This window comes from Streptomyces sp. NBC_01478, assembly GCF_036227225.1.
Lineage (GTDB): Bacteria > Actinomycetota > Actinomycetes > Streptomycetales > Streptomycetaceae > Streptomyces.
This window is the reverse complement of record NZ_CP109444.1, coordinates 11,976,316-12,000,032: the sequence shown is the minus strand read 5'-3', so window position 1 is coordinate 12,000,032 and position 23,717 is coordinate 11,976,316. Positions and strand designations below refer to the sequence as shown.

Genomic DNA, 23,717 nt, shown 5'->3' with positions numbered 1-23,717 from the left:
TGAGTCCATCTACGAAACTATGCACTTCAGCGAGGAAGGAGTGGGGTCGATGAAGTGGACAGGGCAGGTGTATGCGGACTCCCCCACGGTGGCCGCGGACACCTACATCGGCGCTCCGCGCGAGGTGGTCTGGGCGTACGTCAGCGACATCCGCCTCATGCCGCGCCTGAGCGCCGAAGTGCAGCAGGTCGAGTGGCTCGACGGCGCCGACGGCACGCGTCCGGGGCAGCGCTTCGTCGGGCGCAGCGCGCATCCCGCGCTGGGGAATTGGGAGACCGTCAGCACTCTCGTCGAGTACGAGGCTCCGGAGCGCTTCGCCTGGGCGGTGGGCGACCCGGAGTACCCGAGCAGCGTGTGGCGGTTCACCCTGCTCCCCCAGGGCGATGGCACCGTGCTGGAGCAGTCGGCGCAGATGGGTCCGGGGCGCTCGGGGCTGTGCTTCGCCATCGACGCCATGCCCGACAAGGAGCAGAAGATCGTCTTCGTCCGGCTGCGCGAGTTCGAGACCGGTATCAAGGCCAATCTCGCCGCCATCAAGGGGCTCGCCGAAGGGCAGCTGTGATGCGCACCGCCACCACCATCGAGGCGTCGGGGGGCGACTGGCGGGAGACCGTCGACTTCGTCCTGGAGGCGGAGAAGCTGGGTCTGGACATCTGCTGGGTGGCCGAGGCGTGGGGCAGTGACGCGCCCTCACCGCTCGGCTTCCTGGCCGCCCGTACCGAGCGGATGCTGCTGGGCTCCGGTGTGATCCAACTCGGCACCCGCTCGCCCGTCACCCTCGCGCAGACTGCGATGACCCTCGCCCACCTCTCCGATGGGCGCTTTCTCCTGGGCCTCGGGGCGTCCGGTCCCCAGGTCGTCGAGGGCCTGCACGGGATCCCCTTCGCGCGCCCGCTGGCCCGGATGCGGGAGACCGTCGAGATCATCCGCAGCTCCTTCACCGGCGAGAAGATCTCCTATCAAGGACGGCAGTTCACTATCCCCCTCCCCAGCGGGGAAGGACGGCCCATGCGGCTGAGCCTGGACGCCGTCCCGGTACCGATCTATCTCGCGGCCCTCTCGCCGAAGATGCTGGAACTGACCGGGGAGATCGCCGACGGATGGCTCGGCACCAGCTTCGTCCCGGAGGGCGCCGACGCCTACTTCACGCATCTGGACGCCGGGCTTGCCCGCGCCGGCCGCACCCGGGCCGGACTCGACGTCTGCCAGGGAGCCGAGATCAACATCGTCTCCGATCCGGCCCTGCTGGGCGGGATCGTCGGCAGCCGCAAGAAGGAACTCGCCTTCTCGCTGGGCGGCATGGGCTCGGGCTCCACCAACTTCTACAACAACGCCTACAGCCGCCAGGGGTGGGCCGAGGTCGCCGCCCAGGTGCGGGAGCGCTGGCAGGCAGGCGACCGTGACGGAGCCGCCGCCCTGGTGACGGACGAAATGGTGCTGGCGACCACGCTCATCGGCACCGAGGAGATGGTCCGGGAACGGCTCGGCGTGTGGCGGGACGCGGGGGTCGACACCGTCCGCCTGTACCCGGCGGGCGACACACTCGAAGCGCGCCTGGCCAATCTCGCCCAGGGCATCGATCTCGTACGTGCGCTGGACCTGGGCACGTAGTAGCCCAAGCCGCACGACTACGCGGTGCACGTGGTTGATCGGTCGGCCGGACCAAGAAACCCTTGGAAGTGCCCGCAGCTTCGACCCCGACCGTTCGACCCCAGCCAGTTTGACCCGTGGCAGGGAGCGCCTCTTGGAGGAGGACTTCGGCGCGGGTGTTGCAGCCGTTCTTGTCGGCGTCGGACCAGTGCTTGAACTTGTCGCGGGTGTAGCCGGTGCGGCTCTCGTCCCGCACGGCCAACGCCGCCAGGGCGTCGCGGACCGGCAGGGTGACGGTCTCACCGGGGGGCAAATCGCGTGAGGAACACAGGTGTTGGGGGCGCCGAAGGAACGGCGTGGGCCGTCCCGGAGGAAAGGGCCGCCAGTGTGAGGAGCGTGGCGGCCCGCAGTACACACGGCGCGGGTGAAGCGCACGAGGGCTTCCGCTCGAAGATCGCGAACGGGTTGTGATCTTCGTAGCGGACCGCTCCGGCCTTTGCCCGGCGATCTGTTGGCCGTTCACCCGCTTGGGCCGAAAGTCACCCCGGTACCCGTACGCCCAGGAGCACACGCTTCTCTCCCCCCGCGTGGCGGGTGGGAGGCATCGTGGTTGAAGTCGGGCAGCCCTTTCCGGAGGGCAGCCTTCGAATTTGCGCAAACAGAATGGCGATGGAGGGCTGGTGCGGCAGGCTGATCCCCTCCCGCCCCGCAGGGGGTGTGCGCGGGGCGCGTAAGGGGAGGCTTAATAGGGCGGAATCCCAGTGCCGTGCTGCATTTAGCAGGAAGATCGCTCGACTGGTCAGTCGCGGTCACCTTCGGTCCGATTCGGGCAGACCTGAAAGCACTCGTGTGTTCGCCTCGCCCGTGTCCGGTAATTAGTCACCGTCGCGGCGTTCGAACTTTGCGCGATGAACCGTTTATATAGCGCCGGGTGTGACGGAGGTACTACCGTCCGTTGACGCGAGGAAACCCCGGGCAGGCTCGCTACCAACTCCGGGGTCCCTCATCGACGAGACCAAGAAAGGCAGGTAAGTGCCCCGTGCTTGACCCGTTTTCCGTCGCCGCTCTCATCCGGGCGGCAACTCGCGACGACGCTAGCATTCCGCGTCTTCCCCGGCATGAAACGCGTATCGCGAGTGCCTGGACTGTCACGGTGCAGGCGAGTGTGTTCCTGGCCGTTGTAGTGCTGCCTCTGATTCTGATCCTCGGATGGTGGACAGCACCTGCTACCACAGCCGTGGTAGCAGGTCTGTTGGCGACGATGCGTCAGTCGCGCTGCTCCTACCAGCGTTTTCGGCTGAGCTGAGCAGCCTTGAGGGTGGCGGCGAGCTTCTGGGCGCGCCGCCACCCGTCAAGGCGACAGCCAGCACTGCGGCTTTGGGAATGCCGAGTTCCTCTTCCAGGTGCGTAAGAAGTGACGCACCTGGGAGAGAAACGGCCACATGCACGTGGGAGGAACGATGGCGGGTACCAGCCCCCGCTATGACAGTTGCCGCTACTGCCAGGAGCGGTTTATCCGGAGGAACGGCCCCGGCCGGAAGAAGGAGTACTGCAGCATCGACTGCCGGCGCAAGGCGCAGCGTGAGCGGGACGGCCACCTGGAGCGGCAGGAACACAGTGCGCTCCCGCTGGGCCGGCGCATCGCGGAGGATCTGCAGGCGCTGTCCGCGGCACTGCTGGAGGCCGAGTACGACGCACGGTCTTTGACGGAACTGCTGCGCTGCGCGGACGAGGTGGCCCGTGAGGTGGACTACTACCGGGCTGCGGCGGTCCAGGATGCCCGCAATCTGGGTGCGAACTGGGAGCAGGTGGCCGATGCCGCCCGGGTGAGCGCGACGACGGCGCGCACCCGGTGGCCGGAGAGCCGGGTCAAGGAGCGGCTGAAACGGCGGGCCGGGGAGCGGGCCGCGGTGCGGCAGCCTTCCGTGCCCGTCGTGTCGGGGCTGGGTGACGCGGAGGGCAAGTTGCTGTCGCAGGCGGCCGAACGGGCATCGGTGAAGCTGGCCTCGGCGCTGTCCTATCTGCAACGGGCCAGCGGGCTGACGTTCAGGGAGGTGGCCGAGCAGACGTCGTTATCCCCGTCGTACATCTCGCGGATTCTCTCGGGTGATCGCACGCCGACCTGGCCGGTGGTGTGCACCCTGGTCGAACTGTTCGGCGGCGATCCTGCCGAGCTGAGTGTGCTGTTCGAGAGCGCGCACGGGATGGTGCCGCCAGGGCGGTATGCGATTCCCGATGCGGTGGCCCGTCTGCAGGCGGCGCTGCGGGGACTGCATCTGGCCGCGGGGCGCCCCCCGTTCGGGGTGGTACGCAAGGCCACGCGCGGGGCGCTGAGCACGCAGGCAGTCAGCGAGATCCTGGGCGGCGAGATGATAGCGGGCTGGGAACAGACGGCGGCGCTGGTGACCGCGCTGGGCGGCTGGCCGGCGGACGTGCGGCCGCTGTGGGAAGCCGTCCATTACACGTTCCTGCTCTGTCTCGACCCTCCGGAGAGTCCCGCACAGCTGCCCGCCGCACGTTCCGAGTCCCCCTGATGCTTCCCGTGCCCCCGGAGAGAGGTGCCATGTTCGTTTCCTTGCGCCGCCGCGGCGAGGTGCCGGTGCGGGCGTCCCGTCCGCAGTGGTCCCCCGGCGATGCCCCGCAGCCGACGATCGAGCTGGTCCTGCCGCTGGAGTACACGGCGTTCTGTCTCCTGCACCAGGACCGCTATCTGCACTACACGCGGGAGCGGGTGCAGGACGCGTGGATGAGCCGGCAGGTCGTGGAGGCCGTCCTGGGCAATCTCGCCACGATCTGGCCGACGGTCATCAGCAGTCCCCGTCCGGCGGCGGTGGCGTGGCGGCTGCTGGACGCGCTGATCACTTCTGCGCTGGGCGGCCGCCAGGCCGGGGCCGCGCAGCCGGCGGATGCGGTGCACCAACTGCTGCCGCGGGCGCAAGCGGATGCGGTGATCCTGCGCTGCCGGCTGGACTTGAGCGAGAAGGAGGCGGCCGAGCTGATGGGGGTCGAGGCTCCGGCGGTCGCATCCCAGCTGCGGATGGCGCAGCGGGCGCTGCCGGGCCGGTGGACAGCGGCGCCCGCAGGAGCACAGCCGTAGAGGGCCGCGCACGCCGGTGACAGCGAGCATCAGAGACTTGCTGTAGCGCACTTCGGGCCGCGGCGAATGATTCTACGAAGAACTATCCCGGCCGGGTGCGGCTTTCCTACCATGGAGTGTCCGCAGCATGCAGCATGCTGCGGGTGCCAAGACGGGGTGGGGTGCCGCATTGGAACGCGGGCGGGTGCCGCGGTTGGACGTCCTCGACGTCGCGTCGCCGAATCTTGCCCGGATGACGAACTGCCTGCTGGGCGGCAAGGATTACTATTCCGCCGACCGGGAGGCGTGTGAGCGGCTGCTGCAACTGGTGCCCGCCGCGCGGCATGTTGCCGATTCCGCGCACCGGTTCCTGCTGCGGGTGACCAGTCACCTGGCGCGGGAGTACAAGGTGCGCCAGTTCGTGGTCTTCGGTGCCGGGTTTCCCACCCCGGTGGCTGTGCATCAGGTCGCCCAGAGCATCGATGCGCGGGCGCGGGTCGTCTATGCCGCTGAGGATCCCCTGGTGCTCGCCCACACCCGGGCGCTGTGGGAGGAGCGGCGGCGCACCCTGGTGGTGCGGGCCGGCCCGCTGCAGACGGCGCAGCTGTTGTCCGACCCGGCGGTGTGCCGGCTGATCGACATCACCCTGCCGGTGGCGGTGCTGTTCGTGTCCGTGCTGCACACGATCCCCGAATCCGCCGCCCCTGCCACGGTGCTGGAGCAGACGGCCCGCCTGCTCGCGCCGGGAAGCCTTGTCGCGGCCAGTCACCTGGTCAGTGAGGACGCCGGCGTGCGGCAGCAGGCCGGTGCGGTGCTGCGGGAGGCTGCCGGGGGACGGTGGGGGCGAGTGCGTCCGCGCGCGGAGGTCGAGCCGTTCTTCGCCGCGCTGCGGCTGCTCACGCCGGGGCTGGTCGATATCGGCCGGTGGCGGCCGGGCAGTGACCGCCTGGCGGATGCCGGCGGTCGGGCGTGGGCCGAGCACGGCGGTGTGGGCCTGGTGCCCTGACGTGCGGTGTGCGGGCCGCCTGGAGTTCAGCTGAGGGTGTACTCGAGCAGGTCGAGGCTGTCGTGCGGGGAGAGCGCGGCCTGGGCCAGGCCGTCCAGGACACCGCGGTAGTGCTGGGTCTCCTCGGGCTTGTCCATGTACTCGGCGTCCCGCAGCTGCTCGAGGTAGACGATGTCGGGCAGAGGGGGAAGGTCGAAGCGCAGGTGCGTGATCGGGAAGCCGGCAGCGATGCAGCCGGGCCGGTTGAACGGTGCGATCTGGATCGTGATGTGGGCGAGCTGCGCCATCTTCGTCAGATGCCGCAGTTGTTCGCGCATGACCTGCTCGCCGCCCATGGGCCGGTGCAGGACGGCCTCGTCGAGAACGGCCCACAGACGGGGCGGATCCTGGCGGGTAAGGACGTTCTGGCGAGTCATCCGCAGCTCCACCCGGTCGTCGACCTCTTGCTGCGGTGCCTGGGGGTAAGCCTGGCGCACGAGTGCCTCAGTGTAGGCGGCGGTCTGCAGCAGCCCGGGCACCAGCTGGACTTCGTAGGTGCGGATGGTGGAGGCGGCCTCCTGCAGGCCGATCAGTTTGCCGCACCAGTCGGGCAGGACCCCGTCGAAGCGATGCCACCAGCCGGGCTGCCGGGAGATGCGCACCATCTCCGCGAAGTGGGCATGGGCGTGGAGGTCGGTGACGCCGTAGAGGGTGAGCAGGTCCTTCACGTCGTCGTGCTTGCAGGTGACCAGGGCACGCTCCATCCGGGAGATCTTGGCTTCCGAGCCGCGGATGGACCGGCCCGCCGCCTCCGCTTCGATGCCGGCTGCCTTGCGCAGTGTGCGCAGAAGGTGCCCCAGCACCAGGCGCAGCGCGATCGGGCTGCGCGCGGAGGCGGCGAGGTAGTACTCGAGCGTGAGGGCATCAACCGGAGGGGCGGGCGCGGGCATGGAGTCTCCTGTGAAGGGCAGACGACGAGCGTCAGTTTCGCAGGATGCCGTCCGGCAAGGGCCCAATTGGGCTTTTTCTGCCTGGCGTTAGCTGGCGATTAGGTCGAACTCGCCGTCCTTCGCCCCCGCGATGAAGGCCGCGATCTCCGCCCGCGTGTACACCAGCGCGGGACCGTGCGGATCACGGGAGTTGCGTACCGCCACAGAACCTCCGCCCAGTAAGGCCAGTTCGACACAGTTTCCGTCAGCCGTGCTGTGACGGCTTTTCAGCCACGTCACATCGCTCAGGGAATCCGCCGGGACACCGTTGGTGATCTGCACCATGTCCGCCTTCCTTCGACCCTGTCCGAATTTCTCTCAACTCTGGTCCGTGCCGTTCTCCTTGCTGAGTACAAGCGTTCTCTCCCCCTCTCGTTCGGATGCAAGTCACTGATGCAATTGCACCCAGGGCAGGGAGAGGCGGATACTAACCAGTCAGGGCAAGTTGCGCGGCCCGCAAAACTGGACGTCTTCGGGGGGATGAACAGTGGCAGTACACGCGGTAGAGGCACTCGGCCAGGCCGCAGGAACCGAAATTCCACTCCTATCTTCGAACCGTCGCCTGCTGGAGAACATCCCACTGGTCCCGCCCACCGCACCGGACTGGGGACTTGCGCTGGGAATCAGTACAGCCGACTTCGCTGCCCGGGCTTTCACCTGCGAGCCCACCAGTCTGAAAAACGTCCGCCGCTTCGTGCGCGAGACCATCAGCGCCTGGGGACTCAGCATGCTCGCCGACGACATGACGACGGTGGTCAACGAGCTCACCACCAACGCAGTGCTGCACGCGCTGGCCGGATGCGGCGACGCACGCAGCAAGGCATGGCTGGGCGTGGCCCGCACCGGCGGTGCGCTGGTATGCGCCGTGACCGATCCCAGTTCCGCTCCCCCTGCCCGCTGTCATCCGGAGCATCTGTCAGAAGCAGGCCGGGGCCTGCTTGTTGTAGAGGCTCTGACCAGTCAGTGGGGCTACGCGCAGACCGACCCCGACGGAAAAACCGTCTGGGCCCGCATCACCAACCCCCGCTGCTGACCGGCCGAAGGACAGTGTCCCGGCTCAACGCAGACCGCCCGCAGCCGCCTGGCAGACCAGGCCGGGTCTGCTCTGCGGAAGGCGGACCGGTTACACCCGCTTCGGGCCATGGCGAGTGATCCATGGAGAGCTGCGCACGGTGTCATGGCGATCCGTGTGGATGGTCGTGAATCCAGGACAGGCCTCCGAGGTCGAGGCGGGAGCGTGCGCGGGTGACAGCGACGTAGGCAAGACGGGCGTCTGCGTCGTCGATGGGTCCAGGTACGGCCCGGCCTTCGGCATCTTGCTGATCGGTGTCCCTGGGCGGGGTGAAATCATCAGCGATCTTCACGCGGGGCCATTCGCGGCCTTTGGCTTTGTGCGCGGTCGACACGGTCACCTGGGCGTGCTGCTCGGGCACGAGCCGAGCGACGGCGGCGAGGATGGCGTCGGTGCCGTGGGTGTCGACGAGGTCGACCAGGGGCTGCAGGTCGCGGCCGGCCGGGTCGTGGGCGGCGTAGTCCTGCAGTTCGCCCCAGGAGGGGAACAGGATCAGTTCGGGGTGGGTGGTGCGGCGGCCGTCTTTCAGGTCACGGGCGGCCAGGGCCAGGGCGCGCAGGCTGTCTCCTACCTCAACCAGCGCAACGCGGCATCCGGCGGTCATCAGGTCCATGACCTGGGCCATGGCGCCGACGTTGGTGCGGCACAGCACCGCGTCGGGCCGGGTGAGGGGGCCGAGTTCGGTGGGCACGGCGGGGGTGCCGGTCAGGCGGAGGGGGGCGTCGGCCAGGTGCAGCCACCGGTTTGCTTCTGCGGCGAGGAGGGGGCCGAAGCGGAAGGACTGGGACAGGGTCAGCTGGGTGCCGTCGAAGCCGGTCATGACGTCTTTGGCGCCGCGCCAGTGGTAGATGGCCTGGGCGGAGTCGCCGACCATGACGAGCTGGGCATGGTCGCGCTGGCTGAGGAAGACCTGTTCGACGACGGGGTTGGTGTCCTGGGCCTCGTCCAGGAGCAGGAAGTCGGCCTGGATGCGCGGCCGGGTGAGGGCCCAGATCTTCAGGTAGTGGTCGTGCTCGAAACGGACCGCGCCGTCGTCCGGGTGTTGCAGGTCAGCCCAGGCCTTGCGGGCGAACGGCACGATGTGAGCGGCGAGTTGGGCGTGCAGGTCGGTGTGTTCCAGGCCGCGTAGTGGCGGCACGTGGTGGCCGGTGATGGCTTCGTCCGCGGTGTGGCAGAAGCGGGTGACGGTGCGCAGCGTGGCGTTGGAGAGGGCCTTTGGAGTCACCTCGCAGTCGCCGATGCGGATGCCTTTGGTGATACCGAGGGCCTGTCCGGTCTGCCAGGCCGGACGGCGCGGCGCGTTCAGGCGGCGGCTGTAGCGGTGGCCGACGGCCGCGTAGGCCAGGGCATGCGCGGTCCTGCACTGGACGGTATTCGGGAAGCGGGCGCCTGCCGCCTGGGCGACGGGCCGGTTGAAGGCGAGATAGCGGCCGCGGCGCCGGGTGGCGTGGGCGAGGAGGGCGAGGGTGGTGGTCTTGCCAGTGCCGGCACCGGCCTGCAGGGCGAGGTGGTCGCCGGCCTGGAAGGCGTCGGCTGCTGCGGCCTGCTCGTCGGTCGGTTTCATGGCGTGGGCCTCTCGGGGAGCCGGGTGAGTGCGTGCCCGACTGCGGAGAGCAGGTGGGCGGGGGTGGTGTGGGCCAGGAGTTCGCCCACCTCCCGGTCCAGGCGGTCGGTCTCCTGGTCGGCGTGCTGGGCCAGGGCCCGGTGCAGGGCCAGTTCCACGAAGCACTCGGGGCTCTGGTGCGCGCGGCGAGCGGCGGCCTTGAGGGCTGCGTGGGCGGCGGTCGGGAGGGCGACGTTGAGAAGCACCTTGTGGTCGGCGTCGGGGTAGTGCGTGGTGATCACGTCGATGGGCAGCCGTGCCCCGAGCCGGTGGCGCAGCCTGCGGGCGGCCTGGTGAGGGGTCTTGGCGTGGACGAGGGCCATGAGGCGGGTGGTGTCGTGGTTGGCGGCGAGCGGCAGTACGCGGGTGGCGTCGCGGAGTTCGGCTTGGGCCAGGGGGCGGGTGAGCACGATTTCCAGGGCGTGGTGCGGCATCGTCATCCCCTCCCCTGCCGGCGGTCCGGGGGTTGGGGCAGTCGGGTGTGGATGTGTGCCGCGTGCAGGAGGGGGTCGAAGGGCTGCCATCCGGCCAGGGCGAGTTCGGCGGCGCCGGATGCGACGTGTGCGGGGCAGCGTTGGGCGCGCCAGCGCAGTTGTTCGCTGTAGGGGAGCTTGCCGAGGTCGTAGACGGCCATCAGGCCGTCGGGCAGGGCGAGTTGGCCGTGCTGCGCTGTGGCCGGCAGCAGTCTCCAGGTCCCGGTCGGGCCGGTGGGGGCAGGGATCGTGTGGGTGCAGCGGTGTCGGTGGCGGGTCTGGGCCACGCAGCGCAGATCGTTGAGGGGGCGTTCGGCGAGGTAGCGGCAGAGCAGGATCTGCACGACGGGGCGGTCGGGCTCGCCGGTGTCGGCATCGGTGACGGTGGCGGGTTGTGTGCTGGTGGCCGGGGCCGGGGTGAAGACGCCGGTGTCGATCATGCGGCGGGTACGGACGGCGAGTTGGCGTCGGATCGCTTCGAGGCCCGGGGCCGTGTGGCAGGTGGGGGTGCGGCGGGGGCAGAGCAGGGCGTGCGGGATGCGGCACCAGTCGCTGCCGTCGCCGTGTGGGTGGGCGATGCCGCCGCTCAGGTGCCAGCGGCAGGATTCGGGGATGTCGGCGGCGGTCAGTTCGCCGGGGTGCAGGGCGATGGGCCGCTGGTCGGTGCGCTGGTAGAGATCGATGCGGTTGCCGCACTGACGGCAGAGGTGGCTCTGGCCGGCGCGCAGCAGGCGGCTGGGACTGGTGCCGGCCACCCGCAGAGGTCGGGGGCGGCGGGCGGTGCGGGAGCTGCCGTCCCAGTGGCGGCCGGCGGGGGTGGGAGTAGGGCACATGACGAGGACCGTGCCAGGCGACACGCGGCGAAAGGTGCCGGAGCGGCCAGTATGTCCTCCGACCGGCCCAGCCGGAGCGAACGGACATGCGAACGAACGGTCTTGCGTTCTATGCCTGCTCGCCGGTTCGGGTGATTTACGGCGAGGTTCGCGAAGGGCGTGCCGGCAGATCAGGGGCCTTGCGCACCGGGCGGGGTGTGGTCGTCACAGAGGGGGGCCAGCAGGTGCTCGATGGGTACGTCGAAGGCGTGGGCGAGGGCGTGCCAGGTGGTGACGCTGCCGGTGGTGCGACCGTGTTCGAGGTCGATGAGGGTGCGCCGGGCCAGGCCGCTGCGGCCTGCGAGTTCGTCGAAGGTCCAGCCACGCTCGCCCCGCAGGCGCGCCAGCGTTACGCGCAGCGCGGTGAGGTCGGGGTCGGGCGGCAAGATCGTCACTCCACCATCCGACGGTGCAGGACCCTGCCCTGTCAGTGCAGACCTCTGCACTATCTGGCGAGGCGGGAGTGACGTTCACAGTGCAGAGATCTGCACTACCGTGCGTTCGTTCCGGCCTCCAACGGCCGGGCACCGACCACCGCGGCACGGACAGAGGGGAGGACGACCAGCAGATGAGGCTTGCCCGCGTGCATGCCGCAGTGCGGCGCATCTGGACCGTGGAGCTGCGTCCGCAGGCAGGCGGCCCCACGCTTGTCTGCCCCTCCTGCACCGCCCACACCTCTCCCCTCACGTCCTCCTCCGCACGGTCCGCCGCCCTGGCGCATCTGGCCTGCCACGCCCGCGCCGACGCGCTGCCGGTGTATCTGCGCAGCTGTCAGTGCCGGGCGCAGGGCTGTTCGTGGCATCCGCGTCACCGCGGATGTGCCGGGCCGGTACGTCTTGCCCTCACCCGTGACCGCGGCGGCCGCACCTGGCGACTGGCCGATGCCTGCACGGCCTGTGCGGGGGCGACCAGTCATACCTCCGTGGTGCCGGACACCCTGCCCGGCTCCACCCGGCCGCACTCCTCCCCCGGACCTCCGTCCCCTGCCCGCGTCGGTCTCCGCCCGGAATCCGACGAGCGGGTACGCGTGCGGGAGATGCTCACCTACCTCGGCGCCGCGCTGCCCCGGTTCACCTCCCCCGCCGCCCGGCTGCTGGGCCTGCAGTGCGCCCTGCGCGCCGACACCCGCGGCCATGTACGCCTGCCGGCGGGACTGCTGCGCGGCATGCGCCTGCGCGGGCACCGGGACCTGTGGCAGGAGTTGGCCCACGCCGGCTGGCTGGAGCCTTCGGGTCCCAGGTCGGCCCTCGTACAGCTGCGGCTGCTCGATGCCACGGTCCTGGAGCAGGCGCCCGGTCGCCGCGCCCGCTGCCGCGCCGCCCACTGGGCGCTGCATCCCGCCCCGCTGGCCCTGCCGGCGGCACCGGCCGCCCTGCGGCTGGCCGCTCTGGCCCTGGCCGCGCACACCTCCGTCGACACCGAACACAGCACCGACATGGACACTCTCGCCCGCCTGTGCGGGCACTCTCCGCAGCAGACCGGAGAACTTCTCGACCGGCTGGTGACAACAGGCACCCTGACAACCTGGCACCACAACCGGGAAACCGACGAGGCAGTCTGGCAACTGCCCCAGCCCCGGCGCACGAACCCGCCCTGAGGCAGGCCCCCAAAGGCACCAGACAGCATGGCCCTGGCCTCCGCGCCGAACAGCGGACGCCACTCAAGAGGAACAACCAGCTCCGCCTGTCCGTAATATCTCTAAACCAAGGCACGTTGCAGCAGTGGTGGCGTCCACCGGCGCCACCAGCACAGACAAAGAGGGATGCTGCCCCAATCCGGGACCACCCCCGCACACGCTGCACCACGGCCGCATAACCGAGGAAAGGTCAAGCGACATGTCCGAAGGCACGACTAGCACCACGGAACTGACATCGCAGTACATCGCCCAGGTGACCGGCGACCTCGAACGCAACCTCAAGGAGCAGGAACGCATCGGCGCGGAAATCACCACCCTGCAGGAGCAGTTGGCCGCCCTGCAACAGGACCACACTGTGCTGGTGAACATGCAGCAGGCGCTCGGCATCACGGAATCACCGGCCGAGCCCGCAGCAACCCCCGAGAGCGCCACCGCGCTCTCCCCCCGAAAGGACGCCGACGCCGACCCTCGCGGCAAGCGAAAGGCGAAGGCCGCGCCCAAGGCGGCTGCAGCGAAGACAGCCCAGCCCACCCTGGTGGAACTCATCCGCCGCCACCTCGCCGAGCAGAACGAACCGCGCTCCGCTACCGAAATTTCCACCGCGCTCGGCCAGGCCCATCCCGAGCGCGATATCAAGACCAAGGTCGTACGGGTGACCCTCGAAGGGCTCGTGGCCAAGAGCCAGGCTCAACGGAACAAGCAGGGCGCCTCGGTCTACTACACCGCCCCCGAGGCAGCGGAGCCGACGGCTGTGGCGCAAGCCGAGAAGCAGCCCGAAGACACGGACCGCTGAAGCCCAAGGGCAGCAACCGCACGGCCTCATCGTCCGAGCCCGCTGCCACCCCGCCCATCTGGATGGCGGTTACCGATCCTGGTGTGCCGAAACCCAACGATTGTCACCAGCAGAACCGGTTCGAGGCTGAGTGAGGCCAGCCGAAGCCGCCGGGTTGTCACCACCAAAGCACACGGCCTGGCACAACCACTCCCACTGCAGTCCTTCTGACACCGGTAGCGAAGATCGGGCAGCAGCGGCCCAGCCTTCGCCTGCCTGATCCCTTCGGACGCATCCATCTCGCTCTGCTGACAGCTGATGCTCTGTCAGTGGGGGGCGAAAGACTGCTTCCTTCCGTATCCGAACCGAAGGGAACAGCCGTGGCAGTGGTGACGAACGAGGTCGCGGTAGCCGATATGAGACGGCTGGGTCGTGCCGAGCCCCTGGAGCCCTACCCCGGCAGGGCGCGTGAGCCGTGGAAGTGCCGGTGTCTCAACCAGCACTGCGGGAAGATCATCTACCCTAACCGGAACAACGTGATGAGCGGGCAGGGAGCCTGCAAGTACTGTGCGCCCAACGCGCCCGTCGACCCCACGACGGCTGAGACCGTGATGCTCGGCCACGGCTTCGCCGTCCTCGTGCCGTTCCCCGGCACCGGGAAGCCGTGGCTGTCGAAGTGCGCCGCTGCCGGCCACCTGGTCGCCCCTCGCTACGACAACATCACGGGCCGCGGCGGACAGTGCCGGTTCTGTACCCACCGCGGGCCTGGCGACCCGGAGCAGGCGCTGGCGGACATGAAGGCAGCCTGCTTCACTCCCCTGGAGCCCTACCGGAATGCCAGTACCCCCTGGAAGTCGCTGTGCGACGGCTGCGGAACCATCGTCTCCCCGAATCTGAACAATGTACGAACCCGCGGACGATGCTGCCCGCGTTGCGCAAAGTACGGCCTGAACCCTGCCGCGCCGACATGGCTGTATGTCATGGCACACGTGGTCTTCGGCGCGGTGAAGATCGGCATCACCGGCCGCCAGGCACACGAAGACCGCATCGCCCGCCTTGAGGGATCAGGATGGACTGTGGTGCGGACTTGGCCGTTCGACACAGGCACGGCCGCCTACCGCATCGAACAGATCGCCCTGAAGCGATTGCGCGCTCAGGGGCACGGTCCGTACCTCACCGCCGAGCAGATCTCAGCCGGGGGTTGGACCGAGACCTTCAACGCCGCCACCGTGACAGCGGACACGCTGTGCCGCATGGTCACAGATGCCCTGACACAACCGCCGGCGTAGACACCCACCGGCATGCCGTGCCTGCGCCGGCTGTCGCGGGCGAGCGCGGGCCGCCGACGGTGTTTGACGACCCCGAATCCCCGACCCGCTTCAGCCATGGCGCTGGGTCCTGGCGACATGCGGCTGCCGCTGTGACATCAGCCGTGCGTCGGCTCGCCTGGGATGTGCGGGCAGATCCCTTGCCCATCCCTCTCGTGGTCGGCGAGGTGGAGGGCCAGTGCGGCGGCGTCCCAGATCTCCAGGTCGACCTGATGCGCCTGGGCGGCTTCGTCGATCAGGGTCGTGCCGTTTCCTGGTGGGCACGGCGGTCACCGTGAAGTAGATGACGCGGTCAACGGGTGTGCCCTGCCCGCAGATCGATGCGAGGTCCTTTCGGATCTTGTCGGCGCCCGCGTTCAGTGGGCGGGGCGCAGGGTGGGATCGAGGGTAAGACGGTTGTCGGTGGGATGGTGGCCTTCGGGACTGAAGGGCGGGACAGCGGCGGGGAGGCAGTCGGCGATCAGGAGGCAGTCGTACTGGCGGTCTTCGGCGCCGGCGGCGACCAGGGGCTCGCCGTCGGGGCCCCAGATGCCGGAGTTTCCCTGGTACTGCCAGCAGCCTGCCGGGACCTGTTCCCAGCCCCGGCGGTTGGCGTAGGCGATGAACAGCCGCCAGATGCTGGCCATGGCGGGGATGATGTGGCGGGTGGCGTCCTGGTAGGGCACCTGGCTCATGGTCCCGTCTGCCAGGCGGAAGTGGCCGTCGGCCGCCGTGGGGCCCAGCACGATCTTCGCTCCCCGCTCGGCCAGATACTGGTAGAGCGGCGGGAACTCGCACTCATAGCAGTTGAGGACGCCCACCTCGACGTCGTTCAAGGAGACGATGGGCGGCAGGTCCTGACCGAAGGAGTAGTTGCGTCGCTCGGCTGCCCCGTACAGGTGGGTCTTGCGGTAGTTGGCCGTCACCTGGCCGTCGGCAGTGATCACGCTGATGGAATCGTAGAAGAGTGCCTCGTCGCGTTCGGGATAGGGCAGCACCACAGCCAGGCCGTTCTCCTTGGCTGCCAGTCGGGCGCGCTCGACCGAGGGGCCCTCACGGTGTTCTGCCAGTTCCCGGCACTGCTCGGGGCCGATGGCGTAGCCGGTGGTGTACTTCTCCGGGAAAACCAGCGCCTGGCAGCCGTAGGACGCCGCCAGCGCCGTGACCTCGACCAGGCGCTCAAGGTTCTCCCGCACCGCCTCACGGCTGCCGACCGGCCCCTGCCCCTGGTACAGCGCCACCCGCAGGCCCTCGCCAGCGGCAGGAGGAGTCCGCGCAGCGGAGCGGGACACAACACGAACGGGCTGCTTCATCAACAGAGTAACTTTCCGTGATCAGCGATCCGCGTGACCGCCACCGCAGCAAGAACGAATCATGACGCCACCGGATACCGTCATGATCAAGACCTCCATCCAGCCCTCCATCGGCAGGGCCATGCAATGCCCTCGGCCCCAGAGAGCTGCTCGACGGTGCAGAACCTCGGTCCACCCACGACAGCACTGCTGGTTACAGGCCGTCACTTTGGAGCTGGCCGTCCTTGGGGATTTTCCGGTGGCCACTGTCACTCCGGCCTGGCCCGCGGGGCGGGTACGTCGTCGGCCGGGAAGGAGATGAGTCTGAGGCGGTACAGCACCCAGCGCACGGCCTTTCGCTGCGCCCCAGGGATGCGGCCAGCTGCTGAACGGGGGTGCCGGCGAGGACCTCGGCACGTAGGTAGTCAGTGTGTGTCGTGCAGCGCAGTGCGCCGGAACGGGCGGAGTCCGGCCGCGGTGACCGTGGTCACTGCGGGCGGGTTTCTGACTCGGGTGCCATCCGCGCTTGCCGGATGGCGGTGGTGATGTCCGGGTGCCCGTAGCGGTCGGTGAGAGCGGCCAGGGTGTCGATCAGGTGGTTCTTGGCGTCGTCGGTGAGGCGATGGGCGAACGTGTGCAACAGGCGGGCCAGTGGCGCCCATTGGCCTTGTGGTGCGTAGGCGGCAGCAGTGCTCAGCAGTGCCTCGAGGCGAGGGAGCGTGTCGGTGTCGATGCTCTGGGGGGCAGCGGCGAACCAGTAGGACAGGGCCAGTGAAGGGTCGCTCATCAGGGTGTCGCGCAGGATGCGGGCTTCGTCCAGGCGGCGGTGGTGTTCGGCGCGGTGCTGCTCGAACTCATGCAGGTGACGCTGGTGGCTGAGCGCAGCGTGCACAACCTCGGGTGTGGCGGCGAGGTGGACTTGGCTCCAGACAAGCCGGACCGGGAGGTGAGAGATGTCGGTGGGGCGGCCGAGGAGAGTGTTGATGCGGGCGGCGGCCGGTACGGCGTCGGTCGCAAGGTAGTCGGCGGTGATGCTCCGGGCGGTCGTCAGGACGTGGTCCGCGGCGACCGCGGCGGGGCTGTGGTGCGGGCGGGGTGAGGGAAGTTCCTCCCAGGCTCCGGTGAGGGTGAGGGCGAAGAACTGGCCGGGTATGGCGGTGGGCGCCGGGCAGGCGAGGTCGAGCGTGCCTGCCCGGGGTGGGGGCCAGCCGCTGCTTCTACTCCGTGTCCGGCGCATGGTGCAGGCGTGCGGGTGCGGTCGGGTCTGCTTCCCGCAGGGCGATGACGAGCGCGTCGCGCAGGTGTGTGCGTTCGGTGGGCTGCGCTGCAACGCGGGCTGGCTCCCATCCGTAGGCCGCGTGGTTGAGGACGAGGAAACGCGGTGCGAGATAGGTGCGGTCGGTGTCGGAGCGGAAGACGGCTTCGGTGAAGGTCTTCATGACGGCAGGCTGCAGGCGGGGGTGGCTCAGGGCGGTGTTGAGCCAGGTGTCGAAGGCTCCCTGCAGGTGGATGTTGGCCTCGTCGTCCAGAGCGCACCGCCAGCCGGTCAGGGCCCAGGCGTCGGGGCGGCTGTCGTCTCGGGCCAGCAGGAGGGGGGTGCCGTCGGGGGTGGTCCGGTCGGCGAGGTGGAGGAAGGCGCGGCGTGCGGCTGCGGTGTAGTGGTGCTGGGTGGCGGTGAACCAGGAGGTGAGGGTGGCCCGGATGGTGTTCTGCAGGGCCGGCTGGTCCCACAGGTCGGTCAGGGCGTCCCCGACGGCGTTGGCGACGGCGGTGTCGGTGGTGTTGGCGGCGAGCTCGGACAGCCGTTTGAGGACGATCCGGGGGTAGGCGGGGCCGAGTTGGGCCAGGGCACCGGCGAGGACCTGTTTGAGGACGACGGGGGTGTGCCGGCTGTGCGTGAGCTGGTCCGTGTCGGGGGCCTTGGCCCAGGCGAGGTATTGCTCGCGGGCGCGTTTGCCGGCGGTGGGGTCGACGGCGGCGGCGACGAGGAGTTCCTGGGCGTGTTGCTGCAGGTGGCGGGATTTGGCCCAGTGGGTGGCGACCGCGCGCAGGACGGTGAAGCTCTGCTTGGCCAGGGCGTAGCGGGTGGCCCACTGGGTGACGCGCTCGGCCAGGGGAACACCGAGGTCGGGAGGCAGTGTTGCGGCCTGTTCGGCGGTCCATCGGGTGAAAGCGGCGACGTGGTGGGGGCGGTCGACCCAGAAGTAGTCGACGACGGCTTCGGCGTAGCCGGGTTTCAGGAAGCGGATGCGGTCGTCGTTCCCGAGTTCCGCGCCGATCCTGTCGGTGAGTTCGATGATGCCGGGGCCGTGTTGTCCCTGGGTGGGCTGTGGTGTGTCGTCGAGCGCCTCGCCGAGTGCCGTGTGGGCTTCGTAGACGGTGGCGGCGGGTGCGCCGTCGAGTGCGGCGGCGGCGAGCAGATAGTTGCGGTGGGCGCTGTCGGTGTTGCCGGTGTGCCAGATGCGTAGTGTGCGGCGCCAGTTGTGGGCGGACTGGACGGCGGCTTCGACGAGTTCGGTGAAGTCTTTGGGCTCGGTGGTGGAGTCGTTGAGGTCGACGGCGGCGATGATGATGCGGGCCCACCGGGCAGCTTCTGCCGGTGCGGCGCGGTTGAGCGGCTGGGTGATCTGGTCTGCGGCAAGCCACTTGTCCAGCTCGTCGATGGGGGGCTGACGGCAGTCCAGGTGCGCACGGAGCACGCGGAGAGCGTCTGGTGGGGCGAGGGGGTGGGCCAGTTCGGTGGCTTCGCCCGCGACGTGTGCCCAGGTGTCGGTGTGGGTGACCACGACGACGAAGGAGCGCATCGTGCGCAGGTGGTCTTCCACTTCGCGCAGGTGGAGCCCGAAGCCGGGGCGGAGAGTCTCCTCCTCGTCCCTCAGGTCCAGGATCCAGCCGGTGTCCTCGTCTCTGAGTCCTTCGAGGTCCACCCCTTCGTTGGGTTCGCGGCGGACCTGCCGGATGGCTCTGGCGCCTTGGTGGATGAGCGTGTGCAGGGCGGTGGTGTAGCGGCCGGTGCCGGCGCCGGCGTGGATGACGGCGACGCGGTACGCGACGAGGAGGGCGTCGATGGCCTTCGTGGTCTCGTCGTCGGGCAGGTAGGGGTGAAGGCGGGCCGCGATCCAGTCGTCGGGCAGGGGTGTTCCCCGCAGTCGCTGGATGTCGCTGATGTTCTGGACTGCGACGACCGTCCCGTAGTTGGTGGAGACGTTCTGCACCGCGCTCGTATCCGTCGCGTGGGCGCCGGTCTCGGTGTCGGCTGTGTCGTCGCTGGGCGGGGCATCGCGAGGCGGGGGCGGCTCGGATGTCTGCCCGGCAGCCGAGGTGTCGTCCGGAGGGTCCGCGGAGGGTTGCGGCTGCGTCTCGTCGGCTGCCGGGTACGCGGCCGGCCGGGCGCCGTTGTCGGACCGGGCGGGGGCGGCGAGGGCCAGCTCAGTGTTCGGCTCGGCCGGTTCGGTCAGTGGCAAGGATCAGCCCTTCGGGAAGGTCGGGGTGTGCTTGCGGCACGGCCGTGCCCGTAGATGTGCTGGGCTGGGGGCTACTGACTGGTGATCCGGTGGCCCTTCATGCCGATGAGCTTGCCGCCAGCGTCGACCGTCTCCACGTCCTGGATGACGCGGGAGTTGCCGGTGATCTCGCCGCTGTGCATGCCCGTGGCCTCTCCGGACAGCGTCGTGACCTTCTGGTGCACGAACGGACCGGAGGCGGGCCGGTCTTCCCCCTCGAAGGTCAGGTGCTGGCCGTAGATGTCTTCCAGGACACCGCGCGCGCGGGCCAGATTCCGCAGGAACCGCTGATCGGAAGCGTGTGTGGACATGGTGCCGTCGGCGTAGTCGGCGAGGGCTTCCTGCAGCAGTTCGAGCTCTGCTCGCCGGGTCTGCAGGATGTCCGGGGCGGGCTGCAGCGGCAGTTGAAGCGTCCCGACCAGGCCGGCGGGGACTGTGACGTCTTCCTCGGGTTCGGCCCCTCGGGAGTCGAGCAGACGTCCCAGACGCTGGAGAACGAAGGCCAATACGGCGGGCAGAGCGGAACTGATCACGGCGATCTCAGTCGGATCCGGCATGCTTCACTCCCCCGTTGCCACGATGAAGGACCGTCTGATTCTTTCCGATGCCACGCAGAGAAAAAACAATCGAAGGAAAGATGGCAAAAAGCCCTCCCTCCTTCGATTTTCCATCTGTTCGGCCAGATTCCGACGGCCGCTGATCCGGCCATCTGTCCGGTCAGCGAGGGTCTCTCTCGTGAGGCTCACGGGCCGTCAGAGGGGCGTGTCCATACTGCTGGTAGGCGGATTCGTCGGGAAACCGCTCCACTCGGACCTGCCTCCAGGCCACGTCGAACGATGTCTTTCCACGGCTCCCAGCAGAGCGCCGGAAAGCCCTCCAGCTCGTCACAGGGTCGAGAATCCAGCGCAGCACATGAAGTCGCATGACCACAGCGTCCACACACCCCAGGAAACAGGCGGGCCTTTCCAAGCACCCGTAAAAACAATGACGTTGATGCAGGCGTTTTCCGCCATTGGACTCTCATGCCCGAGTGAATTCTCGGCTCTCATGTTTCTGCTGTTATTCGAGGGAATTCGGTCTCCCGGATCGGATGCCGTGCATCTCGGCCACAGGCGGTGACCGCCGGCAGCGGGCCGTCCATAGGACCAGGTGGCATGGTGACGGATGCCGTATGCGGGCCGCGGCCGCCCTATGTCTTGTGTAGCTGTGGCGGCAGTACGCGCCGGCTGTGGGATCTGTCCGGCCTGCCCGGCGGGCGGCCCGGGAGGAGGCGGGCCGGAGTGGAGGGCCGCCGCCGGGGTCACGGAGTGGATTCGGTCATGAGGGCGGTGATACCAGCGATGTCGCTGCCCCAGCCGTTCGGGCTCTGCCGCAGGGCGACCCGCCAGCGGTGACCGGCCAGGCGCTGTTGTCCGGCGGCGATGGCCTCGCCCAGGGTCGTGAGTCCGGGGTCGAGAACCCATACACCGTCGTGGTAGGGGGCGAAGCCGAGCCGGGACCAGGCCCGGCCCAGGCGGGCGCAGGCCTCTTCGTGGGGGATGTGGTCGGTGCGCTCGATGGGTCCGGGGAAGAGGGCGATGACGCCTGTTGAACTGCTGAGGTAGTCCAGCGCCATGCCGGTGAGGAAGACGCCGAGCCCGTGTCCGCGCAGGCGGCTGTCGATGGTGACGCGGTCGACGATGAGGGTGTTGCCGGGAACACTGAGGCGGTCCCACAGATCTTGCCGTACGCCGGGGACAGAGGGGTCGAAGAGGACCTGGCCGATCGTAAAGAGGTCCTCGCTGAGGGCGTCGAGGGCGTCGATGGGCTCAAGACAGCGGGCGTGGTCGACCAGGTGGAGACGGATGCTGCCGAATTGAGGGCCGGGGCCGTCCTCGGCGAAGTGCATGCCGATGTCCCATTGCTGGACGCCGTCGTCGAGGCGAGGCGTGATCCAGTAGTCGCTGCGGTAGCTGAGGATGATGTCGTCGATGCCGAGGTCTGCGGTGATCTCGTCGCTGTCGGACGGTGCGGGGCGGGGGCGCGCGGTCATGGGGATACGCATCTTCTGGACGGGGCTGCTCGCCGGCCGGTCAGGGGGTGTCGTCGCCACTCGTGCGGGCGTGCGGGATGACGGGGTGGTGGCTGTCGTGCTCGGTGGTCACGGTGCCGGGGGCAGGGGGCAGCTCGTGTGCGGTGGCGACGATGATCTGGGCGTCGTCGGCGGCGGTGGCGCTGATGACCTGCAGGGTCCTGGCGGCCAGAAGGGCGCCTTCGTCGCCGGCGCCCAGACCGTCGAGGGAGGAGTCCAGCCATTGGACGCAGGGCAGCAGCATGCCGGGCAGGGTGCGGGATGCTTCGAGGAACGCCAGGTGCAGACCGTTGTTGGCGATGTTGATCATGCCGGCTGAGCGGGCGAGTTGCCGCACGGTGCGGCCGTTCAGCTTGGGAGCGAAGGTCTTGGAGTCGATGCTGGCGTACCGGATCTTGTCGGGTGCCATGGGGATGACCTTGTCTGCGTAGATCATCGACAGTTCCTTCGCCGTCTGCTGGCGGACATGCTGGGCGTCGCCTTCGGCCATCGTCCAGGCGGTGCGGGCCTGTTCGGCGGCGTCGGCGGTCCGCTTCTCCATGCGTTCGAGTTCGCTCAGGCGTACCAGTTCCTTGCGGCGCTCGCGCACCGCGGTGATTGCGGCCCTGGTCTCGGCTGCGGTGGCCGCGGCCTTGGCCTTGGCCTGCTCGCGGGGGGTGATCTCCACCGTGCGGTAGGCGTCGGACCGGCTTGCGGCCTTCTGTGCGGCCTGGATGCGGATCCCGCGGGTGTCGACAGCCTGCTGCGCGCGAGCCTGGGCGGTCTTGAGGCTGTCCTCGATGGAGGCCAGGGCATCGAGGGCGGCGGTGTGCCGCTGGGTTTTGCGGGCCTGGCGCCCGTCCCGGGCCGGGTCCGGTTGTCCGCACAGGACGCAGGCGGGGCCCGGGCCGGCTGCCTGCTGCAGCAGTTGGTCACATTCGGGGCAGTGGGTGCGGGGCCGGGCGTCCTGCTCGGCCTGGGCGAGGGCTGCGCGGGCCTGCCCGCGCGCCTCATAGAGCGGGGCGAGGGCCTGCTGCGCACGGTCGGCGTCCGTGCCCGCGTCGGCGGCGCGCCGCAGTGCCTGGGCCTGCTCACCGGCACGGGTGGCGTGGATGGCCAGATGGGCTTCGAGTTCGGTGTCCAGGCGCAGGACCTCGGCGTTTGCCGCGTCGAGGGCCTTGGCCAGGCGGGCTTCGTCGGTGTCGAGATCGACCGAGGTGGGAAGACCGTCGGCGATGCGCTGTTCCAGGGCCTTCTTCAGGTCTGTGGCGGCCTTCGTCGCGCTGCGTTTGGCGGCGGTGGACTGGGCCTTCAGCTTTGTCGCCTTCTCGTCCAGCAGGCCGAAGCAGACCTCGATGGTCACACCGAGATCGTTGAGGTTCGCACCGCCGTAGACGGTGTGGCCGGCATAGGCCTGCTGGAGGTAGAGCAGGGTCATCACGCTGTCGATGGTCACGCTGCCGCGGGCGGTCTCGACCACGGGGATCCCCATGAGCTCCACGCTGTAGGAGCCCGCGCTGCGCTCGCCCCCCTCAGCGACAACAGGCAGGTCTTCGACCTGACCGGTGGCGGTGTTGAGGAAGGAGATCTCCTGTGTGAGGAGGTCGTGCGTGATGACCCAGATGCCGGAGTCGAACGCGACGGTGGCGCGCATGGCCTGGGCCTGCTCGGTCACCGCGGGCAGCAGTTTGAGGGAGACGGCTCCCAGCGTGATCCAGAAGGCGTCGGCCAGGCTGCTGCACCCGGCCCCGATGCCGGCTTTGAGGTGACGCAGCAGAGCGTCGAGAGCGATCCCGTCCCACTCGCCGTCGATGAGGAATTCCTGCTTGAGGCAGGTGAGCTTGCCGGGCATACACCGCTCCGTCACGGGCTGTCGCACGCCACCGAGATGTGCAGCGTGTCAGTGGCCCCTAACGAGTCGTCCCCCGGTGCCGGCGTCGGGCATCAAGTCCGAAGCATCCCATCGGGCGACGCGACGATCACGGCTTGACTCGCTGGACCGGGCGCCGGGAGGGTCACAGGAACGGCCAGGAGATTCCCTGTCCCCGGCCACGGATCGCGCGCCACTGCGGCACCGGAACTCGGCTCTCTGCCACGCGGATCCAGCCCTCGTGGAGGGCGCGGTGGATGACATCGCCGAGAACGTGCCAGTCGGCCTGGTGCCCGCAGCTGCCGCACGTGTTCGGGTTGAAGCTGCGTCCCCGCTGCCGGGCGGGCCGGCCGTGCAGTTGTGCGGCCAGGTCCATGCAGCCGCCGGCGGGGTCGGTGAGAATACTGCGTGCCACGTCAACGGCTTCGGGAAAGTCCGTCGTGGTGAATTCGTCGCCGTCCGGCCGATGCGAGGGCAGCAGACCGAACACCCACCGCAAAGGCATCGCGCACTGCTGGCAGGGCATGTCGAATGCCAGCACGTCCACCCGCAGCGTACTCACCAGGCACCGCCTCCTTCTCGATCACCCTGACACACTCCGATCCCCGCCCTGCAGGCAGGCATGCG

Annotated in this window: 22 protein-coding genes; 9 read left to right on the top strand and 13 right to left on the bottom strand. The window is 69.1% G+C overall.

Going from position 1 to position 23,717, the window contains the following annotated elements; genetic code table 11:
* Nucleotides 1–49: 49 nt before the first annotated feature.
* The 5 genes from OG223_RS53245 (at nucleotide 50) to OG223_RS53220 (ending at nucleotide 5,672) form a co-directional block, all read left to right on the top strand.
* Entirely contained in the window at nucleotides 50–562 is a 513-nt protein-coding gene (locus OG223_RS53245) for an SRPBCC family protein (RefSeq protein ID WP_329240754.1), read from the top strand.
* Complete coding sequence (locus OG223_RS53240; protein ID WP_329240757.1) at nucleotides 562–1,611, top strand: LLM class flavin-dependent oxidoreductase; 1,050 nt, start codon at nucleotides 562–564, stop codon at nucleotides 1,609–1,611. Before OG223_RS53245 ends, OG223_RS53240 begins: the two co-directional genes overlap by 1 nt.
* 1,439 nt (nucleotides 1,612–3,050) lie before the next feature.
* On the top strand, nucleotides 3,051–4,124 hold the full coding sequence (locus OG223_RS53230; protein ID WP_329240759.1) for a helix-turn-helix domain-containing protein: 1,074 nt from the start codon (nucleotides 3,051–3,053) through the stop codon (nucleotides 4,122–4,124).
* A 29-nt stretch (nucleotides 4,125–4,153) separates the two neighbouring features.
* Entirely contained in the window at nucleotides 4,154–4,687 is a 534-nt protein-coding gene (locus tag OG223_RS53225; protein WP_329240762.1) for a sigma-70 region 4 domain-containing protein, read from the top strand.
* A gap of 193 nt (nucleotides 4,688–4,880) precedes the next feature.
* On the top strand, nucleotides 4,881–5,672 hold the full coding sequence (locus tag OG223_RS53220) for an SAM-dependent methyltransferase (RefSeq protein ID WP_329240765.1): 792 nt from the start codon (nucleotides 4,881–4,883) through the stop codon (nucleotides 5,670–5,672).
* A 26-nt stretch (nucleotides 5,673–5,698) separates the two neighbouring features.
* Here the strand turns inward: OG223_RS53220 and OG223_RS53215 are convergent, their stop codons facing one another.
* Together OG223_RS53215 and OG223_RS53210 are read right to left on the bottom strand one after the other, a co-directional pair.
* Nucleotides 5,699–6,601 (bottom strand): DUF5753 domain-containing protein, encoded by a 903-nt coding sequence (locus OG223_RS53215; RefSeq protein WP_329240767.1) that lies wholly within the window; start codon nucleotides 6,599–6,601, stop codon nucleotides 5,699–5,701.
* 87 nt (nucleotides 6,602–6,688) lie between these two features.
* Entirely contained in the window at nucleotides 6,689–6,925 is a 237-nt protein-coding gene (locus OG223_RS53210) for a DUF397 domain-containing protein (RefSeq protein WP_329240770.1), read from the bottom strand.
* Nucleotides 6,926–7,127: 202 nt separating this feature from the next.
* On the opposite strand from OG223_RS53210, the gene OG223_RS53205 reads away from it, so the two are divergent.
* The gene (locus tag OG223_RS53205) at nucleotides 7,128–7,673 is read left to right on the top strand and encodes an ATP-binding protein (protein ID WP_329240773.1); all 546 of its coding nucleotides are present in this window, start codon (nucleotides 7,128–7,130) and stop codon (nucleotides 7,671–7,673) included.
* A 142-nt stretch (nucleotides 7,674–7,815) separates the two neighbouring features.
* On the opposite strand, the gene OG223_RS53200 is transcribed toward OG223_RS53205, so the two are convergent.
* From OG223_RS53200 to OG223_RS53185, 4 genes are all read right to left on the bottom strand, one after another.
* Nucleotides 7,816–9,276 carry a UvrD-helicase domain-containing protein gene (locus OG223_RS53200; RefSeq protein WP_329240776.1) on the bottom strand — a complete coding sequence of 487 codons (1,461 nt, stop codon included), beginning with the start codon at nucleotides 9,274–9,276 and terminating at the stop codon, nucleotides 7,816–7,818.
* Nucleotides 9,273–9,755: a hypothetical protein gene (locus OG223_RS53195; protein ID WP_329240779.1), complete on the bottom strand. Its 483-nt coding sequence runs from the start codon at nucleotides 9,753–9,755 to the stop codon at nucleotides 9,273–9,275. Before OG223_RS53195 ends, OG223_RS53200 begins: the two co-directional genes overlap by 4 nt.
* Complete coding sequence (locus OG223_RS53190) at nucleotides 9,752–10,621, bottom strand: DUF6083 domain-containing protein (RefSeq protein ID WP_329240782.1); 870 nt, start codon at nucleotides 10,619–10,621, stop codon at nucleotides 9,752–9,754. Before OG223_RS53190 ends, OG223_RS53195 begins: the two co-directional genes overlap by 4 nt.
* Nucleotides 10,622–10,791: 170 nt before the next feature.
* On the bottom strand, nucleotides 10,792–11,055 hold the full coding sequence (locus tag OG223_RS53185; protein ID WP_329240785.1) for a helix-turn-helix transcriptional regulator: 264 nt from the start codon (nucleotides 11,053–11,055) through the stop codon (nucleotides 10,792–10,794).
* Between the two features lie 188 nt (nucleotides 11,056–11,243).
* Between OG223_RS53185 and OG223_RS53180 the strand changes: the two genes are divergently transcribed.
* From OG223_RS53180 to OG223_RS53170, 3 genes are all read left to right on the top strand, one after another.
* Nucleotides 11,244–12,257 (top strand): hypothetical protein, encoded by a 1,014-nt coding sequence (locus tag OG223_RS53180; protein ID WP_329240788.1) that lies wholly within the window; start codon nucleotides 11,244–11,246, stop codon nucleotides 12,255–12,257.
* 238 nt (nucleotides 12,258–12,495) lie between these two features.
* A complete protein-coding gene (locus OG223_RS53175; RefSeq protein ID WP_329240791.1) occupies nucleotides 12,496–13,089 on the top strand; it encodes a hypothetical protein in 594 nt (197 codons plus the stop codon).
* Nucleotides 13,090–13,448: 359 nt separating this feature from the next.
* The gene (locus tag OG223_RS53170; protein ID WP_329240793.1) at nucleotides 13,449–14,357 is read left to right on the top strand and encodes a hypothetical protein; all 909 of its coding nucleotides are present in this window, start codon (nucleotides 13,449–13,451) and stop codon (nucleotides 14,355–14,357) included.
* Nucleotides 14,358–14,752: 395 nt separating this feature from the next.
* Here OG223_RS53170 and OG223_RS53165 read toward each other — a convergent pair whose 3' ends face one another.
* The 7 genes from OG223_RS53165 to OG223_RS53135 all read right to left on the bottom strand — a co-directional run bounded on the left by OG223_RS53165 (nucleotide 14,753) and on the right by OG223_RS53135 (nucleotide 23,652).
* Nucleotides 14,753–15,616, bottom strand: a complete 864-nt coding sequence (locus OG223_RS53165; RefSeq protein WP_329240796.1) for a nitrilase-related carbon-nitrogen hydrolase — start codon at nucleotides 15,614–15,616, stop codon at nucleotides 14,753–14,755.
* A 538-nt stretch (nucleotides 15,617–16,154) separates the two neighbouring features.
* Complete coding sequence (locus OG223_RS53160) at nucleotides 16,155–16,904, bottom strand: hypothetical protein (RefSeq protein ID WP_329240799.1); 750 nt, start codon at nucleotides 16,902–16,904, stop codon at nucleotides 16,155–16,157.
* Nucleotides 16,885–19,131, bottom strand: a complete 2,247-nt coding sequence (locus tag OG223_RS53155) for a hypothetical protein (protein WP_329240802.1) — start codon at nucleotides 19,129–19,131, stop codon at nucleotides 16,885–16,887. The genes OG223_RS53160 and OG223_RS53155 overlap by 20 nt, the downstream gene beginning before the upstream one ends.
* 71 nt (nucleotides 19,132–19,202) lie before the next feature.
* On the bottom strand, nucleotides 19,203–19,727 hold the full coding sequence (locus OG223_RS53150) for a hypothetical protein (protein ID WP_329240805.1): 525 nt from the start codon (nucleotides 19,725–19,727) through the stop codon (nucleotides 19,203–19,205).
* Nucleotides 19,728–20,470: 743 nt separating this feature from the next.
* Entirely contained in the window at nucleotides 20,471–21,202 is a 732-nt protein-coding gene (locus OG223_RS53145) for a hypothetical protein (protein WP_329240808.1), read from the bottom strand.
* Between the two features lie 40 nt (nucleotides 21,203–21,242).
* Nucleotides 21,243–23,072 (bottom strand): hypothetical protein, encoded by a 1,830-nt coding sequence (locus OG223_RS53140; RefSeq protein ID WP_329240811.1) that lies wholly within the window; start codon nucleotides 23,070–23,072, stop codon nucleotides 21,243–21,245.
* 163 nt (nucleotides 23,073–23,235) lie between these two features.
* Nucleotides 23,236–23,652, bottom strand: a complete 417-nt coding sequence (locus OG223_RS53135) for a hypothetical protein (RefSeq protein ID WP_329240814.1) — start codon at nucleotides 23,650–23,652, stop codon at nucleotides 23,236–23,238.
* Nucleotides 23,653–23,717 lie beyond the last annotated feature (65 nt).

Excerpts from the sequence above, each read along its gene's own strand:
- OG223_RS53175 (WP_329240791.1), top strand. The coding sequence starts at position 12,496 with ATGTCCGAAGGCACGACTAGCACCACGGAACTGACATCGCAGTACATC.
- OG223_RS53140 (WP_329240811.1), bottom strand. The coding sequence starts at position 23,072 with ATGCCCGGCAAGCTCACCTGCCTCAAGCAGGAATTCCTCATCGACGGC.
- OG223_RS53200 (WP_329240776.1), bottom strand. The coding sequence starts at position 9,276 with ATGAAACCGACCGACGAGCAGGCCGCAGCAGCCGACGCCTTCCAGGCC.
- OG223_RS53150 (WP_329240805.1), bottom strand. The coding sequence starts at position 19,727 with ATGCCGGATCCGACTGAGATCGCCGTGATCAGTTCCGCTCTGCCCGCC.
- OG223_RS53190 (WP_329240782.1), bottom strand. The coding sequence starts at position 10,621 with ATGTGCCCTACTCCCACCCCCGCCGGCCGCCACTGGGACGGCAGCTCC.
- OG223_RS53145 (WP_329240808.1), bottom strand. The coding sequence starts at position 21,202 with ATGACCGCGCGCCCCCGCCCCGCACCGTCCGACAGCGACGAGATCACC.
- OG223_RS53245 (WP_329240754.1), top strand. The coding sequence starts at position 50 with ATGAAGTGGACAGGGCAGGTGTATGCGGACTCCCCCACGGTGGCCGCG.
- OG223_RS53160 (WP_329240799.1), bottom strand. The coding sequence starts at position 16,904 with ATGCGCCGGACACGGAGTAGAAGCAGCGGCTGGCCCCCACCCCGGGCA.
- OG223_RS53240 (WP_329240757.1), top strand. The coding sequence starts at position 562 with ATGCGCACCGCCACCACCATCGAGGCGTCGGGGGGCGACTGGCGGGAG.
- OG223_RS53195 (WP_329240779.1), bottom strand. The coding sequence starts at position 9,755 with ATGACGATGCCGCACCACGCCCTGGAAATCGTGCTCACCCGCCCCCTG.
- OG223_RS53215 (WP_329240767.1), bottom strand. The coding sequence starts at position 6,601 with ATGCCCGCGCCCGCCCCTCCGGTTGATGCCCTCACGCTCGAGTACTAC.
- OG223_RS53230 (WP_329240759.1), top strand. The coding sequence starts at position 3,051 with ATGGCGGGTACCAGCCCCCGCTATGACAGTTGCCGCTACTGCCAGGAG.
- OG223_RS53210 (WP_329240770.1), bottom strand. The coding sequence starts at position 6,925 with ATGGTGCAGATCACCAACGGTGTCCCGGCGGATTCCCTGAGCGATGTG.
- OG223_RS53225 (WP_329240762.1), top strand. The coding sequence starts at position 4,154 with ATGTTCGTTTCCTTGCGCCGCCGCGGCGAGGTGCCGGTGCGGGCGTCC.